Origin of the sequence: Streptomyces aurantiacus JA 4570 (assembly GCF_000414115.1) — a bacterium.
Lineage (GTDB): Bacteria > Actinomycetota > Actinomycetes > Streptomycetales > Streptomycetaceae > Streptomyces > Streptomyces aurantiacus_A.
The window spans coordinates 1-15,269 of sequence record NZ_AOPZ01000102.1 but is presented as its reverse complement, the minus strand read 5'-3'; the positions used below and the strand labels follow the sequence as shown (position 1 = coordinate 15,269).

Annotated in this window: 15 protein-coding genes; 7 read left to right on the top strand and 8 right to left on the bottom strand. The window is 71.2% G+C overall.

Going from position 1 to position 15,269, the window contains the following annotated elements; genetic code table 11:
• Positions 1 to 1,388, top strand: a 1,388-nt coding sequence (locus STRAU_RS12715; RefSeq protein WP_052029062.1) for an LCP family protein, incomplete at its 5' end; no start/stop codon positions are given.
• A 99-nt stretch (positions 1,389 to 1,487) separates the two neighbouring features.
• A complete protein-coding gene (locus STRAU_RS42930; RefSeq protein WP_016640704.1) occupies positions 1,488 to 1,643 on the top strand; it encodes a hypothetical protein in 156 nt (51 codons plus the stop codon).
• Between the two features lie 82 nt (positions 1,644 to 1,725).
• On the opposite strand, the gene STRAU_RS12710 is transcribed toward STRAU_RS42930, so the two are convergent.
• Entirely contained in the window at positions 1,726 to 2,268 is a 543-nt protein-coding gene (locus STRAU_RS12710; RefSeq protein WP_037658991.1) for an acyl-CoA thioesterase, read from the bottom strand.
• A gap of 219 nt (positions 2,269 to 2,487) precedes the next feature.
• Here STRAU_RS12710 and STRAU_RS12705 point away from each other — a divergent pair, with 219 nt between their 5' ends.
• The gene (locus tag STRAU_RS12705) at positions 2,488 to 3,834 is read left to right on the top strand and encodes an LCP family protein (RefSeq protein WP_078621172.1); all 1,347 of its coding nucleotides are present in this window, start codon (positions 2,488 to 2,490) and stop codon (positions 3,832 to 3,834) included.
• Between the two features lie 181 nt (positions 3,835 to 4,015).
• Complete coding sequence (locus STRAU_RS12700; protein ID WP_016640701.1) at positions 4,016 to 5,167, top strand: dipeptidase; 1,152 nt, start codon at positions 4,016 to 4,018, stop codon at positions 5,165 to 5,167.
• 42 nt (positions 5,168 to 5,209) lie between these two features.
• On the opposite strand, the gene STRAU_RS12695 is transcribed toward STRAU_RS12700, so the two are convergent.
• Positions 5,210 to 5,608 (bottom strand): VOC family protein, encoded by a 399-nt coding sequence (locus STRAU_RS12695; protein ID WP_016640700.1) that lies wholly within the window; start codon positions 5,606 to 5,608, stop codon positions 5,210 to 5,212.
• Positions 5,609 to 5,709: 101 nt separating this feature from the next.
• Here STRAU_RS12695 and STRAU_RS12690 point away from each other — a divergent pair, with 101 nt between their 5' ends.
• Positions 5,710 to 6,231: a CGNR zinc finger domain-containing protein gene (locus STRAU_RS12690; RefSeq protein ID WP_016640699.1), complete on the top strand. Its 522-nt coding sequence runs from the start codon at positions 5,710 to 5,712 to the stop codon at positions 6,229 to 6,231.
• On the opposite strand, the gene STRAU_RS12685 is transcribed toward STRAU_RS12690, so the two are convergent.
• Entirely contained in the window at positions 6,228 to 7,553 is a 1,326-nt protein-coding gene (locus STRAU_RS12685; protein ID WP_016640698.1) for a UDP-glucose dehydrogenase family protein, read from the bottom strand. The two genes, STRAU_RS12690 and STRAU_RS12685, sit on opposite strands and share 4 nt — an antisense overlap.
• A 229-nt stretch (positions 7,554 to 7,782) precedes the next feature.
• Here STRAU_RS12685 and STRAU_RS12680 point away from each other — a divergent pair, with 229 nt between their 5' ends.
• On the top strand, positions 7,783 to 8,952 hold the full coding sequence (locus tag STRAU_RS12680) for an acyl-CoA dehydrogenase family protein (protein ID WP_016640697.1): 1,170 nt from the start codon (positions 7,783 to 7,785) through the stop codon (positions 8,950 to 8,952).
• 84 nt (positions 8,953 to 9,036) lie between these two features.
• Here STRAU_RS12680 and STRAU_RS12675 read toward each other — a convergent pair whose 3' ends face one another.
• The 4 genes from STRAU_RS12675 to STRAU_RS12660 form a co-directional block, all read right to left on the bottom strand.
• On the bottom strand, positions 9,037 to 9,951 hold the full coding sequence (locus STRAU_RS12675) for an alpha/beta fold hydrolase (protein ID WP_259299896.1): 915 nt from the start codon (positions 9,949 to 9,951) through the stop codon (positions 9,037 to 9,039).
• A 153-nt stretch (positions 9,952 to 10,104) separates the two neighbouring features.
• A complete protein-coding gene (locus STRAU_RS12670) occupies positions 10,105 to 11,346 on the bottom strand; it encodes a dipeptidase (protein ID WP_016640695.1) in 1,242 nt (413 codons plus the stop codon).
• 4 nt (positions 11,347 to 11,350) lie between these two features.
• Positions 11,351 to 11,884, bottom strand: a complete 534-nt coding sequence (gene purE / locus STRAU_RS12665; protein WP_078621171.1) for a 5-(carboxyamino)imidazole ribonucleotide mutase — start codon at positions 11,882 to 11,884, stop codon at positions 11,351 to 11,353.
• Positions 11,881 to 13,044: a 5-(carboxyamino)imidazole ribonucleotide synthase gene (locus STRAU_RS12660; RefSeq protein ID WP_106967901.1), complete on the bottom strand. Its 1,164-nt coding sequence runs from the start codon at positions 13,042 to 13,044 to the stop codon at positions 11,881 to 11,883. The genes purE and STRAU_RS12660 overlap by 4 nt, the downstream gene beginning before the upstream one ends.
• A 232-nt stretch (positions 13,045 to 13,276) precedes the next feature.
• On the opposite strand from STRAU_RS12660, the gene STRAU_RS12655 reads away from it, so the two are divergent.
• On the top strand, positions 13,277 to 13,831 hold the full coding sequence (locus tag STRAU_RS12655) for a GtrA family protein (RefSeq protein WP_016640692.1): 555 nt from the start codon (positions 13,277 to 13,279) through the stop codon (positions 13,829 to 13,831).
• A gap of 75 nt (positions 13,832 to 13,906) precedes the next feature.
• Here STRAU_RS12655 and STRAU_RS12650 read toward each other — a convergent pair whose 3' ends face one another.
• Positions 13,907 to 15,190 carry an ATP-binding protein gene (locus tag STRAU_RS12650; protein WP_016640691.1) on the bottom strand — a complete coding sequence of 428 codons (1,284 nt, stop codon included), beginning with the start codon at positions 15,188 to 15,190 and terminating at the stop codon, positions 13,907 to 13,909.
• Between the last annotated feature and the right edge of the window lie 79 nt (positions 15,191 to 15,269).

Here is a 15,269-nt window from a genome sequence, read left to right as displayed (position 1 = left end):
GGCCGCGCTGGGCCAAGCGGGTCGCGACCACCCTGTCCGTGGGGGTGCTCGCCGCCGCCGGTATCGGGCACTCGATCGTCTCGGGCCTGGAGACCGGCATCGGCCGCGTCGACGCCTTCAGCAACATGAAGAACCGGCCCGAGTCCGGCAACGGCATGAACGTACTGCTCGTGGGCACCGACGGGCGCGACAAGATCAGCCGCGCGGAGCGGAAGAAGTACCGCCTGGGCGGTGCGCCCTGCCACTGCACGGACACGATCATGATCGTGCACATCTCGGAGGACCGGGACCGGGCGAGCGTCGTCAGCCTCCCCCGGGATTCGTACGCCGAGATGCCCGAGCACATCGACAAGAACTCCCGCAGGCACCACAGGGCACACCCGGTGAAGCTCAACGCGGCGTACGCGGAGGGCGGCCCGAATCTGACCGTGCGCACGGTCGAGAACATGACGAAGGTGAAGATCGACCACTATCTGGAGGTCGACTTCACCAGCTTCATGAAGACCGTGGACGTCCTCGGCGGCGTCGAGATCTGCACGACCAAGCCCCTGAAGGACTCGTACACGGGGCTCAACCTGCCCGTGGGCACCCACCAGCTGAACGGCGGCCAGGCGCTGCAGTACGTGCGCTCGCGGCACATCGACGGGGCGTCCGACCTCGGCCGGATGCAGCGCCAGCAGCGCTTCCTCGCGGCGCTCATCGCGAAGGCGACGAGCAGCGGCGTACTGCTGAATCCGGTCAAGTTCAACGACGTCACCGGGACGCTCCTGGAGTCGGTGCGGGCCGACAAGGGCTTCGGGACGACCGAGATGCTGACGCTGGGCCGCGCGATGCGGAACTTCTCGCCGAAGTCGTCCGAGTTCACGACCGTGCCGATCGGGAAGATGGGCCACAAGGTGCCGGGCATCGGCTCGACCCTGAAGTGGGACGACGTGAAGTCCAGGAAGCTGTTCCAGGCGCTGCGCGACGACAAGCCGCTCGCCCCGCACCGCGTGAAGCACAAGGCCCTGGCGGTGCCGGTGTCGCCGCAGCAGATCCGGGTGCAGGTGGACAACGGGGCGGGGAGGCCGGGCCTCGGCAAGCGGGTCGACTCGGAGCTGCGGCGCGCCGGGTTCCGCACCACCCGGACGCCGGGAACGGTGCCGCTGGCGCCGGGCGCCAGGCCCCTCGCCCGCAGCGTCGTCGCCTTCGACCCGCGCTGGGACCGCTCGGCGAAGTCCCTGGCCACGGCGCTGCCCGGCTGCGAGATGCGCCCCGTCCGGGGGCAGGGGCCGCTCCTGAAGGTCATCGCGGGCACGGATTTCCGCGGCGTGCGGGCGGTACGGGCCGAGGACGCCTTCCAGGGCGAGTTCGGCGCCGTGACGGGCGACCAGGTGGTGTGCCGTTAGCCCCGTCACCCGTACGCACCATCACCCTTAACCACCTCCCCTGGGCAGCTTGATATCGAATGTCGGTGATCAACCGCTGCTACTGATCTGGAGAGCACCATGCGCATCCGCACCGTCATCGCCGCCGCAGTCCTGGCTGCCGCAGCCACGCTCGGCGTCGCCGGCACCGCCCTCGCAGACCCCCACGACAACGACATCGTCAGTCACGTGAGCTCGAACACCGGTGTCCACTTCGGAGAGATGGTGATGGACTGACCCGTCCAGCACACGGCAAGCGGCCCCGGCCTCTCCTAGGAGAAGCCGGGGCCCGCTCGCTCCCCACGCTTGCGCGCCGCCGTCAGCCCTCGCTCGGCTGCTGCGCACGCAGCTCCTTGATGGCGCGACGACGGGCCAGCCGATGGGTACGGCGAATTTGCGCCTCCTTGAACCGCCGCTCGTTCCGCTCCGAATCCGGAACAACCGGCGGAACCGTGCGCGGCTTACCGTCCGCGTCGACGGCCGCGAAGACGAGGTAGGCCGAACCAACCTGCTGCGCGGGCGTCGATTCGTTCCAGCGCTCGGCCATCACACGTACGCCGATCTCCATGGACGTACGCCCGGTCCAGTTGCACTGCGCGTGCACGTGGACGAGGTCGCCGACGCGAACCGGCTCCAGGAAAACCATCTCGTCCATGGACGCGGTCACCGCGGGTCCGCCCGAGTGGCGCCCGGCGACGGCGCCCGCCGCGTCGTCCACCAATTTCATGATCACGCCGCCGTGCACCGTCCCGAGGAGGTTGGTGTCACCCGCGGTCATGATGTGGCTCAGCGTGGTGCGCGAGGCCGCGGTCGGCTTGCCGGAAAGGCTGTCTCCGGCACCCAAGGGGGCGTGATCAGTCATGGAACCAGCCTAAACGCCCCGGTACGCGCCCCACCGCGCGTCGATACGACGACGGGAATCTCCGATTCCGTACCGGAGGCCAGATCTGTCACGCACTCCGCCCTATGTCGGGACCCGCCCGAACCCCCGCCGGACACATTGCATCAGCTCTGCAACAGCCCTGACCCGAAACAATGCCCTCCCTGTGAGGCGCACGGTGCGGCACTGCACACTAAGCCAATGAGCGATTGGCCTAACGCGCGGAACAGCAACGGTGACCGCCACGGGTACGGCAGCGACGGCGCACAGCCCGAGGGCGCCCGCGTGATGCGCCATGTCCAGCGCGGCGGGCCGTCGGCCCCGGGCCAGCCCGGCTCGGTCCCGCGCCAGCCTTCGTACGACGACAACGTCTACGACGACCTCTACCGCGACCAGCGCGGGCAGGACCCCTACGCCCAGGGCGGCGGCCAGGGCGGCCCCGGCCAGGACGGCTACGACAGCGGCTACAACACCGGCCAGGTGTACGGCGCCCCGGCCGGCCGCGGCAACGGCCCGCAGGGCCCGGGCGGCCCGCCCGCCCCGCCGCGCGCGCCCAAGCCCCCGGTCAACTGGAAGAAGCGCATCACCTGGGGTCTGGTGACCTTCCTCGCGCTGCTGCTCGTGGTCTCCGTCAGCACGTACTTCTGGGCCGACTCCAAGCTCAAGCGCGAGGTCGACCTGTCGAAGGTCATCGAGCGGCCCGACGGCGGCAAGGGCACGAACTACCTGATCGTCGGCTCCGACAGCCGCGCGGGGATGTCCGACGAGGAGAAGAAGAAGCTCCACACCGGCTCCGCCGCGGGCAAGCGCACGGACTCGATGATGATCCTGCACGTCGCGGACGACGGCGGGAACACGATGATCTCCCTGCCGCGCGACTCGAACGTCACGATCCCCTCCTTCAAGGGCGCCGATTCCGGCAAGCTCTACCCGGGCACCGGCCGCCAGACGAAGCTGAACGCCGCGTACGCCGAGGACGGCCCCGAGCTGCTCGTGCGGACCGTCGAGGCCAACACGGGGCTGCGCATCGACCACTACGCCGAGATCGGCTTCGGCGGCTTCGCCAAGATCGTGGACGCGGTCGGCGGTGTCGAGCTGGACATCCCCAAGGGCTTCAAGGACAAGAAGTCCGGCGCCGACTTCGAGGCGGGCAAGCAGACCCTGAACGGCGAGGAGGCCCTGGCCTTCGTCCGCACCCGCTACGCCCTGCCGGGCAGCGACCTGGACCGCACCAAGAACCAGCAGAAGTTCCTGGCCGCGCTCGCCAACCAGGCGGCGACGCCCGGGACGGTCCTGAACCCGTTCAAGCTGTACCCGACGATGGGCGCGGGCCTGGACACCCTGATCGTCGACAAGGACATGGACCTGATGGACGTGGCCTCGATGTTCTGGGCCATGAAGGGCGTCACCGGCGGCGACGGCAAGTCCATGAACATGCCGATCTCGGGGTTCGCGAACGGCAACGTCGTCTGGGACAAGGCCAAGGTCAAGGAGCTGGTGTCGCAGCTCAACAACGACGAGAAGGTGACGGTTTCGGGCGGTAACTAGTCCGGTCAACGCTCTGGGCGACGGCCCCGGTTCCGCGCGACGGCGCGGGGCCGGGGCCGTCGGCGTACCCCGAACGCCCCGTCCGCCGCGAAGCCGGGCGGGCGGCGTGGCACGGTGGTTCGACCATCACCAAGAAGTGCCACCCACGAGAAGTGCCACCCCCGACCCGCGGAGCCCTGCCATGGCGGACCTGCAGGACGAACTCGACTCCCCCGCCGAAGCCGGGGAGGACGAAGAGCGGCGCACCGCGCCCACCCCCACGGACGACACCTTCCCGAGCGACGAGCCCGCGCCCGAGCCCGAGCCCCTGGAGCCGGATCTGCGCGATGCCCTGGAGCGGGCCCGGGACCTCCTCGCGGCGCATCCCGTCGCCGACGGCTACAGCGGCCTGCCCTCGGCGCTGCGTGAACTTCCCTGGTACGACCTGGAGTTGGGCGACAGCGGCCTGCAGACCGATCTGCCGCGGCTGCGGGCGGGCCGGGTGGGCGCGCAGTTCTGGTCGCTCCAGGTGCCGGACCCGGGGGCCGAGGGCGACCGCGCCGTCAGCTCGGCGCTGGAGCAGATCGACCTCGTCCGGCACGTCGTCGGCCGTTACGCGAACGGCCTGCGGGTCGCCCGCGACGCCTCCGAGACCACCGACGCCCGCAACTGCGGCCGCATCGCCACGCTGATCGGCCCGGCGAGCGCCCGCGCCATCGGCGACTCGCTCGGCGCCCTGCGCCAGCTGCACACGCTCGGCCTGAGCTCGCTGACGCTGGCCGGCACGTCGTGGGCGGGCGCGGACGGGATGACTCCGTTCGGCGAGGAAGTGGTGCGGGAGATGAACCGGCTCGGCGTCCTCGCCGACCTCTCCGGCGCCTCCCCGGCGACCGCGCGCCGCGTGCTCGCCGTCTCCAAGGCGCCGGTCCTCTGGACCCGCTCCGGGGCCCGCGCGCTGCGCGAGCACCCCGCCAACCTGGACGACGAGCTGCTCGCCGAGGTGGGCCGGACGAAGGGCCTGTGCCTGGTGCCGTTCGCGGCCGACCGCACGGGGCCGACGCTCGGTGACGTCGCGGACCACATGGAGCACGTGCGCCGCGTCGCGGGGCCCGAGTGCGTCGGGATCTCCGGGATGTACGACACCCGGTCCGCGCACCCCGGGGAGCTGGCCGACGCCTCCCGCTATCCGCGCCTCGTCGCCGAGCTGCTCGGCCGCGGCTGGCCCGAGGCCGACGTGGCGGCGCTCACCTGGGGCAACGTACAACGGGTGCTGCGCGGCGCGGACTTCACGGCGCGGGCGGCGCGGGAGCGGCGGGGGGCGTCGACGGCGACGATCGGGCGGCTCGACGGCTGAGCCCCCACCGGGCCCGAGCGGCTCCCCCGGGGCCCGGCCCCGTCAGGGGATCATGCAGAGGCAGAACGGGTGGCCCGCCGGGTCCGCGTACACGCGGAAGTCGCGCTTGCCGCCGCCGTCGTCGAGGTCGAGCGGACGGGCGCCGAGGGCGAGCACGCGCTCCTCGGCGGCGTCGACGTCCGCCCAGGTCGGGCCCGCGTCCAGGTCCAGGTGGAGCTGCTGGGCGTTGGCGTCGGCGCGGGGCCACTCGGGCGGGGTGAGGTCGGCGACGCGCTGGAAGGAGACCTTGACGCGGCCGGGGGCGACCAGGTCGATCCAGTGGCCGTCGCCGTCGTCGTCCTGGATCGTGCCGCCGATGATCTCGGCGTAGAACTCGGCGAGGGCGCGGGGGTCGGGACAGTCGAGGACGACGTTGTGCAGGCGGGCGACAGGGGCAGCCATGACTTCTCCTCGGTCGGTGGGGGTCCGTTACCGGCAGATGAAGTTCTCCGGTAACCACTCCGGTTACCCCATGATGGCCGCATGCCGGTAACGTCGCAACCATGAACGACAGAGCGCCCGCGCCCGGCGGCCTCGCGCTGCTCCAGGACCTGGTGAACACGCTGGACATCGGGGCGGGTACCGACGAGCTCGACACCGAAACGGGGCGGGCCCGGTTCGGCCTCGCCCCGGCGGACGTGGAAGCGGCGCGGGAACTGCGGGAGTCGCTGCGCGCGGCCTGCCTGGCCCATGCCGGGCACGCGCCGCATCAAGAGGTACGTCCCCTCGGTGAACTCCTCGCCGCCGCGCCCCTGTTGGTGCGGGTCGACACCGCCGACGGGTCGGCGTCGCTCGGGCCCGCGGATCCGGGTCCGCTGGTCTCGCGGGTGGCGGCGGCGGTCGCGGAGGGCCTGGGGGCGGGCACCTGGGCCCGCCTCAAGGCGTGCGAGGCCGCGACCTGCCTCTGGGCGTACTACGACCGCAGCCCCGGCGGGCGGGGCCGCTGGTGCGACATGGGGGTGTGCGGGGCACGCGCGAAGATGCGCGCGTACCGCGCGCGCCGGGCGCCGGACCGCAAGAGCTAGGCCGTCGGCCTGCCCATCGCCCGGAACGTCCAGCCGGCCGCGCGCCACCGCTCCGGGTCGAGGGCGTTGCGGCCGTCCAGGAGGACCCGTCGCCCTGCGGCCTCGCCCAGGACCTCGGGGTCCAGCTCGCGGAACTCGCGCCACTCCGTGAGGTGCAGCACGACGTCCGCGCCCCGGACCGCGTCCAGGGCGGTCTCCGCGTACCCGAGGGTCGGGAAGAGGCGGCGGGCGTTGTCCATGCCCTTGGGGTCGTACACGGTGACCTGGCCGCCCTGGAGGTGGATCTGGCCGGCCACGTTGAGGGCGGGCGAGTCCCGCACGTCGTCCGAGTCCGGCTTGAAGGCGGCGCCGAGCACCGCGACCCGCTTGCCGAGGAACGAGCCGCCGCCCACGGCCTCCCGCGCCAGCTCCACCATGTGCCCGCGGCGCCGCATGTTGATCGAGTCGACCTCGCGCAGGAAGGTCAGCGCCTGGTCGGCGCCCAGCTCACCGGCGCGGGCCATGAACGCGCGGATGTCCTTGGGCAGGCAGCCGCCGCCGAAGCCGATCCCGGCGCGCAGGAATTTCGCGCCGATCCGGTCGTCGTACCCGAGGGCCTCGGCGAGCTTCACCACGTCGCCGTCGGCGGCCTCGCACACCTCGGCCATGGCGTTGATGAAGGAGATCTTCGTGGCGAGGAAGGAGTTCGCGGAGGTCTTCACCAGCTCGGCGGTCGGGAAGTCCGTTACGACGAACGGGGACCCCTCGGCGACCGGCGTCGCGTACACCTCGCGCAGCAGCTTCTCCGCGCGCTCGCTGCGTACACCGATGACGATCCGGTCGGGGTGCAGGGTGTCCTTGACGGCGAAGCCCTCGCGCAGGAACTCCGGGTTCCAGGCCAGCTCGACCCCCTCGGGCAGGAGGCGCGCGAGCCGGTCGGCCGAGCCCACCGGGACCGTCGACTTGCCGACCACGAGCGCGCCCGAGGTCACGTGCGGCGCGAGGGAGGCGAAGGCGGAGTCGACGTAACTCATGTCGCAGGCGTACTCGCCGTGCTTCTGCGGGGTGTTCACGCACACGAAGTGCACATCGCCGAAGCCGCCTGCCTCGGCCCAGTCCATGGTGAAGCGGAGCCGCCCGCTGGAGCCCTCGATGCCCGCGACATGCTTGCGCAGCAGCTCCGCGAGGCCCGGCTCGTACATCGGGACCTCGCCGCGCTGGAGCATCTCGATCTTCTCGGGCACGACGTCGAGGCCGAGCACCTCGAAGCCGAGCTCGGCCATGGCCGCGGCGTGGGTGGCGCCGAGATAACCGGTGCCGATCACGGTGATCTTGAGGGCCATGCGGTGCTCCAGTGAATCGGGGTCTTCTGCGTGCGTCTGCCTCTGTGTACCCGCACGCGGCTGCCGCGCGAGCGCGTCGCCCGAGCATAGTCCCGGCGTAACAGGGGCTTTCACCGGGCACGACTTCCCCTGTCGTCAAGCTCACGTATCCCTGGCGTGGGCAGACCCCTAAAATTTGGGTTACTTAACGGTAATTAGCGTCCGCAGCATCCTTGGAGCGTGAGAGACCTTGGCCGGATCGGCTGACTTCGACCTGTACCGCCCGTCCGAGGAGCACGACATGCTCCGGGACGCGATCCGTTCGCTCGCCGAGGCGAAGATCGCGCCGTTCGCCGCCGCGGTGGACGAGGAGGCCCGCTTCCCGCAGGAGGCGCTCGACGCCCTGGTCTCCTCCGACCTGCACGCGGTCCACGTACCGGAGAGCTACGGCGGCACCGGCGCCGACGCGCTCGCCACCGTCATCGTGATCGAGGAGGTCGCGCGGGTCTGCGCGTCCTCGTCCCTGATCCCGGCCGTCAACAAGCTGGGCTCGCTCCCGGTGATCCTCTCCGGCTCCGAGGACCTGAAGAAGAAGTACATGACGCCGCTCGCCAAGGGCGACGCGATGTTCTCGTACTGCCTCTCCGAGCCGGACGCGGGTTCGGACGCGGCGGGCATGAAGACCCGCGCCGTGCGCGACGGCGACTTCTACGTCCTGAACGGCGTGAAGCGCTGGATCACCAACGCGGGCGTCTCCGAGTACTACACGGTGATGGCCGTCACCGACACCGAGAAGCGCTCCAAGGGCATCTCGGCCTTCGTCGTCGAGAAGTCCGACGAGGGCGTCTCCTTCGGTGCCCCGGAGAAGAAGCTCGGCATCAAGGGCTCGCCGACCCGCGAGGTCTACCTGGACAACGTCCGCATCCCCGCCGACCGCATGATCGGCGCGGAGGGCACCGGCTTCGCCACCGCCATGAAGACCCTGGACCACACCCGCATCACCATCGCGGCCCAGGCCCTCGGCATCGCGCAGGGCGCCCTCCAGGGCGCCCTCGACTACGCCAAGGGCTACGTCCAGGAGCGCAAGCAGTTCGGCAAGCCGATCGGCGACTTCCAGGGCGTGCAGTTCATGCTCGCCGACATGGCCATGAAGATCGAGGCCGCCCGCCAGCTGACGTACGCGGCCGCGGCCAAGTCGGAGCGCGGCGACAGCGACCTCACCTTCCAGGGCGCCGCCGCCAAGTGCTTCGCCTCGGACGTCGCCATGGAGGTCACCACGGACGCCGTCCAGCTCCTCGGCGGCTACGGCTACACCCGTGACTACCCCGTCGAGCGCATGATGCGCGACGCGAAGATCACGCAGATCTACGAGGGCACGAACCAGGTCCAGCGCATCGTGATGGCGCGGAACCTGCCGTAAGAGCCTGTCTTTGAACCCCGCGTCGACGCGAGAGGGCGGGCCACCCGTGGGGTGGCCCGCCCTCGTCGTCCGCGGCCGCGCTCGTCAGGCGAAGAACTCCACGAGCTCCTTCGTGACCCGCTCCGGCTGCTCCTCCGCGAGGTAGTGGCCGCTGTCCGGCACCGCGAGCACCCGGACGTCGGTGCCGTGGACCGACAGGCGGTCGCGCAGATAGGGGTAATTGGTCTCGCCGCCCAGGCCGAGGATCGGCGCCTCCACCCGCTCGTACGTCGCGAAGTCGGCGATGTCCTGGGTGAACGCCTGGTACCAGCCGTTGCCCGCGCGGACCGCGTCCGCGGTGGAGTAGGCGTGCGCGTAGACGGCGCGCGCGGCCTCGCCGATCGAGGCGGGGTCCTTGAGCTGGTAGTCGAAGAGCCAGTCGTGCAAGAGGTCGAAGCGGCCTGCGAGGAGCTGCTCCGGGAGTCCCTTGACCTGGTTGAAGGCGAACCACCAGAGGTAGATGCCGGGCCGGTCGTGCCAGTCGGCCCCGGCCTCGGGGAGCAGCGGGAGCTGCCACATCTGCTCGTCGGGGTGCGCGACGTCCAGCAGGGCGACTCTCCTCGTGGCCTCGGGGTGGTTGGCGGCGTACGCGTACGCGACCATGGCGCCGATGTCGTGCCCGGCGAGGTGGGCGCTGTCGTGGCCGAGGTGGCGGACGAGTTCGCGCACGTCACGCGCCATCGTCTTCTTGTCGTAGCCGCCCTCGGGCTTCGCCGAGCCGCCCATCCCCCGCAGGTCCACGGCGATCACGCGGTAGTGGCGGGCCAGCTCCGGCATGATCTTGTGGAACTGCCACCAGGTCTGCGGCCAGCCGCCGAGCAGGACCAGCGGCTCGCCGCTGCCGCCGGAGACGTAGTGCAGCCTGGTGCCGTTCACGTCGGCGTGCGCGCTGGTGAAGCCGCCTTCCAGGGAGCGGGCCAGCTCTTCGTCCGTCCACACGTGGGTCACTGCCTCGGTCATGCCGGTCTCCCGCATAGTTTTAGATCGATCAGTCCATTACTTGCCAGGACGGTAACCCATTTGGACCGACCGTTTCAATAGTGGCGACTCGGCGAGCGTACGAAGAAGGGGCGCGGCCCAACGGCCGCGCCCCTCAGTTCTCGTGACCCCGCGTCAGCGGACGTCGCCGTCCAGCTGGTCGAGGGTCGCGATCGACGGGCCGCGGCGCGCGCCGACATCGCGGGCCACGTCCTCCGCCGCGCCGAGCACCCGCACGGCGTTGCCCCACGTCAGCTTGGCGAGGTCCGCGCGCGACCAGCCGCGGCCGAGGAGCTCGGCGATCAGGTTCGGGTAGCCCGACACGTCGTCCAGACCGGACGGGGTGAACGCCGTGCCGTCGTAGTCGCCGCCGATGCCGATGTGGTCGACGCCGGCGACCTCGCGCATGTGGTCGAGGTGGTCGGCGACCGTCGAGACGGTCGCGATCGGACGCGGGCGCGTCTCCTCGAAGGCCGCGTGGACCTTCATCGCCTCGGGCGTGGTGTCCAGGTGGTGGAAGCCGTGCGCGCGCATGTTGTCGTCGGCGGCCAGCGTCCAGTCGACGGCCGCCTGGAGCACGAACTTCGGTACGAAGGTGGCCATCGCCACGCCGCCGTTCCCGGGCAGGCGCTCCAGGACGTCGTCCGGGATGTTGCGCGGGTGGTCGCACACCGCGCGGGCGGAGGAGTGCGAGAAGACCACCGGCGCGACCGACGTGTCCAGGGCCGCGCGCATCGTCGTCGCCGCCACGTGCGAGAGGTCCACGAGCATGCCCAGGCGGTTCATCTCCCGGACCACCTCGTGGCCGAACGGGGACAGGCCGCCGACGCCGGGCTCGTCCGTCGCCGAGTCGGCCCAGGCGATGTTGTCGTTGTGCGTGAGCGTCATGTAGCGGACGCCGAGCGCGTACAACGCCCGCAGCGTGGCGAGGGAGTTGTTGATCGAGTGGCCGCCCTCGGCGCCCATCAGGGACGCGATGCGGCCCTCGGCGCGCGCGGCCTCCATGTCGGCGGCGGTCAGCGCGGCGCGCAGATCGGCGGGGTAGCGAGCGATCAACTGCCGTACGCAGTCGATCTGTTCGAGCGTCGCGCTGACCGCGGTGTCGCCCGCCATGTCCGCGCGGACGTACACCGACCAGAACTGCGCGCCGACCCCGCCCGCGCGCAGCCGCGCGATGTCCGTGTGCAGATTGCCGGTCTGGTCGGCGGCGATGTCCAGGCGGTCGATGTCGTACCCGGCCTTCTCGCGCAGCGCCCACGGCAGGTCGTTGTGACCGTCCACTACGGGGAACTCGGCGAGCAGGGAGCGGGCTTCGGCGAGGGCGGCGGCCGCCTCGGGTGCCCCAGGGGACTCGGAAGGCTCACGCGGGTTCGTCATGCGGTCACTTTCCCGAGCCGAAGCCGAATCCGGAACCCGCGCCTTCGACCTTGGCGCGAAGGCGCTTGCCCTTCTCCGTGGCCTGGTCGTTGAGTTCCTGCTGGAACTCCCGCATCCGGGAGGCGAGTTCGTCGTCGTGCGCGGCCAGCACCCGCACCGCGAGCAGGCCCGCGTTGCGCGCGCCGCCCACCGACACCGTGGCGACGGGCACGCCCGCGGGCATCTGCACGATGGACAGGAGGCTGTCCATGCCGTCGAGGTACTTCAGGGGCACGGGGACGCCGATCACGGGCAGCGTGGTGACCGAGGCGAGCATGCCGGGCAGATGGGCTGCGCCGCCCGCGCCCGCGATGATCGCCTTCAGGCCGCGCTCGGCGGCCTGCTCGCCGTACGCGATCATCTCGCGCGGCATCCGGTGCGCGGAGACGACGTCGACCTCGTACGGCACCTCGAACTCGTCGAGGGCCTTGGCGGCGGCCTCCATCACGGGCCAGTCGGAGTCGGAGCCCATGACGATGCCAACAACAGGTGCGCTCATTCGGTGATCGTCCCTCTGAGGTAGCCGGCCGCGTGACGGGCGCGCTCCAGCACGTCGTCAAGGTCGTCGCCGTAGGTGTTGACGTGGCCGACCTTGCGGCCGGGCTTCACGTCCTTGCCGTACATGTGGATCTTCAACTGCGGGTCGCGCGCCATGCAGTGCAGGTACGCGGCGTACATGTCGGGGTAGTCGCCGCCCAGGACGTTCGCCATGACCGTCCACTTCGCGCGCGGGCGGGGGTCGCCGAGGGGCAGGTCCAGGACCGCGCGGACGTGGTTGGCGAACTGGGAGGTGATCGCCCCGTCCTGGCTCCAGTGGCCGGAATTGTGCGGTCGCATCGCCAGTTCGTTGACCAGGACGCGGCCGTCGGCGGTCTCGAACAGCTCGACGGCGAGGTGGCCGACGACGTCCAGCTCCTTGGCCACGCGCAGCGCCAGCTCCTGCGCGCGCCCCGCAAGATCCTCGGAGAGGCCGGGCGCGGGCGCGATCACCGTGTCGCAGACGCCGTCGACCTGACGGGACTCCACGACCGGATACGCCACGGCCTGCCCGTGCGGCGAGCGGACGACGTTCGCCGCCAGCTCCCGTACGAAACCGACCATCTCCTCGGCGAGCACGGGCACGCCCGCGCGGAACGGCTCGGCGGCCTGCTCCGCGGAGCGCACGACCCACACGCCCTTGCCGTCGTACCCGCCGCGCACGGTCTTCAGGACGACGGGGAAGCCGTCACTCTCCGCATCCCCGTTCGCCACCCCCTCGGCCGCGAAGGCGGCCACGTCGGCCGGGTCCTTCACGATCCGATGGCGCGGGCAGGGCACCCCGAGCTCGTCCAGCCTCGCGCGCATCACGCCCTTGTCCTGGGCGTGCACCAACGCGTCGGGCCCCGGACGCACGGGGATGCCGTCCGCCTCCAGGGCCCGTAGATGCTCGGTGGGTACATGTTCGTGATCGAAAGTGATCACATCGCAGCCCCGCGCGAAGTCACGCAGCGTATCCAGGTCGCGATAGTCGCCGATGACGACGTCGCTGACGACCTGCGCCGCGGAATCCTGCGGGGTGTCACTGAGGAGCTTGAACCTGATGCCGAGCGGGATGCCCGCCTCGTGTGTCATACGAGCGAGCTGCCCCCCGCCGACCATGCCGACTACCGGGAACGTCACACCCACAGGGTATCGGCCATCCGGGAGCGGCCCGATCCCGTGCACTGCCGTCACAGCGGCGCCACAGAGTGGCAGCGCCCACGAGCGCCGACGGAGGTCGCTGGTTAGCATGGCTGGGTTGACGCGACCGAAACGGCGGACCACCGAATACATCGAAGGCGGCGACAGCACACACCGCTCGACATCGATCCCGTCGGCGGGACCACTGACAGCGACGGGGGCTGGGGCGATCATGACGGAACGCGGCGCACTGAGGGTGCGGTTCGACCAACTCGCACGCGAAGTAGCCAAGTTCGGGGCCGTGGGGGCGGTCGGGACGCTGGTCAACTTCGCCGTGTTCAACCTCGTGCGGCACCTCACGGATCTGCAGGTGGTGCGCGCGAGCGTGATCGCCACCGTCGTCGCGATCGCCTTCAACTACGTGGGGTTCCGGTACTTCACCTACCGTGACCGCGACAAGAGCGGCCGCACCAAGGAGCTGACGCTCTTCCTGCTGTTCAGCGCGGTCGGCCTGGTCATCGAGAACGGCGTTCTGTACGTGGCGACGTACGGGTTCGACTGGGACAGCAGGCTGCAGTCCAACGTCTTCAAGTTCCTCGGCATGGGCATCGCGACCCTGTTCCGCTTCTGGTCGTACCGCACCTGGGTGTTCCGGGCCCTGCCCGCCCGCGAGGCCGTGGCACATGCGGAATCGTTCCTGGAGGAGCGGGGGCGCGGGGGCGCGGACGGGGACGGCGGCGGCAAGGAGCGGTCGGGGTCGGCGTCCGGGGGCCGGCGGGCGGGCTGAGGTTCGCTGCGGCTGGTTCGGGGGCGGGTGCGGGTTCGGGCTCGGGCTCGGGCTCGGGGTGAGGCTTCGGGCCCCTCAGCGGACCGTCGCGTCCGTTGTGTCTTCGTGGTCCCGGCCGTCCCGGTACGACGGCGTGCGTGACAGGAACAGCCCGAACACCGGCGGCTTGGCCTGGAGCATCTCCAGGCGGCCCCCGTCCGCTTCGGCCAGATCCCGGGCCACCGCCAGGCCGATCCCTGTCGAATTGCGGCCGCTGATGGCGCGCTCGAAGATCCGCGCGCCCAGGTCGGCGGGGACGCCCGGGCCGCTGTCGGTGACCTCGACGACGGCCTGGTTGCCGGTGACGCGGGTGCGCAGGGCGACGGTGCCGCCGCCGTGCATCAGGGAGTTCTCGATCAGCGCCGCCAGAACCTGGGCGACCGCGCCCGGGGTGCCGACCGCGTGCAGATGGCGCTTGCCGGAGCTGACGATGGCGCGGCCCGCGCTGCGGTAGGCGGGGCGCCACTCCTCCAGCTGCTGCTTGATCACCTCGTCCAGGTCGAAGGTGACGGCGGAGCCCGTGCTGGGGTCGCGGGAGTTGGTGAGCAGCCGCTCCACGACGTCCGTGAGCCGCTCGACCTGGGTGAGGGCGGCCGTCGCCTCCTCCTTCACCTCGTCCAGGTCGTCGGTGAGGGTGATCTCCTCCAGACGCATGGAGAGCGCCGTCAGCGGGGTGCGCAGCTGGTGGGACGCGTCGGCCGCGAGTCGGCGCTCCGCGGTGAGCATGCGGGCGATCCGCTCGGCGCTGCCGTCCAGGACGTCCGCGACGCGGTCGAGCTCCGGGACGCCGTAGCGGCGGTGGCGGGGGCGGGGGTCGCCGGAGCCGAGGCGCTCGGCGGTCTCCGCGAGGTCGGTGAGGGGGGAGGCCAGGCGGTTGGCCTGGCGTACGGCGAGCAGGACCGCGGCGACGATGGCGAGGAGGGCCACGCCGCCGATGATCAGGAGGGTGCGGCCGACTTCCTGGGTGACCGCGGTGCGGGGCTCCTCGACCGTGACGATCTCGCCCTCCTCGCCGTCCCGGGTGGCGCGGATCACGTCGCCCGTGGGGCGGGCGCCGACCTCGATGGGGGCGCGGCCGGGGATCTCGATGCGGGCGTAGCGGTCGGTGTCGACCTGCTTGCGCAGCACCTCGCCGCTGACGCGCTCGTCGCTGAGCAGGCGGCTGTCGACGATGCCCGCCAGGCGCAGCGCCTCGGAGTCGACGCGCTCCTGGGCGCTGTTGCTGATCGTGCGGGTCTCGACGATCACCAGGGAGACGCCGAAGACGGCGATCACTACGAGTACGACGGCGAGGGTCGAGTTGATGAGGCGACGACGCACAGGGCCCTCCGGCCGGGCGGGGTGACGGACGCCTCCAGTGTCCCCCGGCCGGGGCGGCAACCGTCCCCGCCGCTGCGCG

What these genes read in the sequence shown, in the direction of transcription:
- STRAU_RS42930 (WP_016640704.1), top strand. Translation starts at nt 1,488, where the DNA reads ATGCGCATCCGCACCGTCATCGCCGCCGCAGTCCTGGCTGCCGCAGCC.
- STRAU_RS12710 (WP_037658991.1), bottom strand. Translation starts at nt 2,268, where the DNA reads ATGACTGATCACGCCCCCTTGGGTGCCGGAGACAGCCTTTCCGGCAAG.
- STRAU_RS12705 (WP_078621172.1), top strand. Translation starts at nt 2,488, where the DNA reads ATGAGCGATTGGCCTAACGCGCGGAACAGCAACGGTGACCGCCACGGG.
- STRAU_RS12700 (WP_016640701.1), top strand. Translation starts at nt 4,016, where the DNA reads ATGGCGGACCTGCAGGACGAACTCGACTCCCCCGCCGAAGCCGGGGAG.
- STRAU_RS12695 (WP_016640700.1), bottom strand. Translation starts at nt 5,608, where the DNA reads ATGGCTGCCCCTGTCGCCCGCCTGCACAACGTCGTCCTCGACTGTCCC.
- STRAU_RS12690 (WP_016640699.1), top strand. Translation starts at nt 5,710, where the DNA reads ATGAACGACAGAGCGCCCGCGCCCGGCGGCCTCGCGCTGCTCCAGGAC.
- STRAU_RS12685 (WP_016640698.1), bottom strand. Translation starts at nt 7,553, where the DNA reads ATGGCCCTCAAGATCACCGTGATCGGCACCGGTTATCTCGGCGCCACC.
- STRAU_RS12675 (WP_259299896.1), bottom strand. Translation starts at nt 9,951, where the DNA reads ATGACCGAGGCAGTGACCCACGTGTGGACGGACGAAGAGCTGGCCCGC.
- STRAU_RS12670 (WP_016640695.1), bottom strand. Translation starts at nt 11,346, where the DNA reads ATGACGAACCCGCGTGAGCCTTCCGAGTCCCCTGGGGCACCCGAGGCG.
- purE (WP_078621171.1), bottom strand. Translation starts at nt 11,884, where the DNA reads ATGAGCGCACCTGTTGTTGGCATCGTCATGGGCTCCGACTCCGACTGG.
- STRAU_RS12655 (WP_016640692.1), top strand. Translation starts at nt 13,277, where the DNA reads ATGACGGAACGCGGCGCACTGAGGGTGCGGTTCGACCAACTCGCACGC.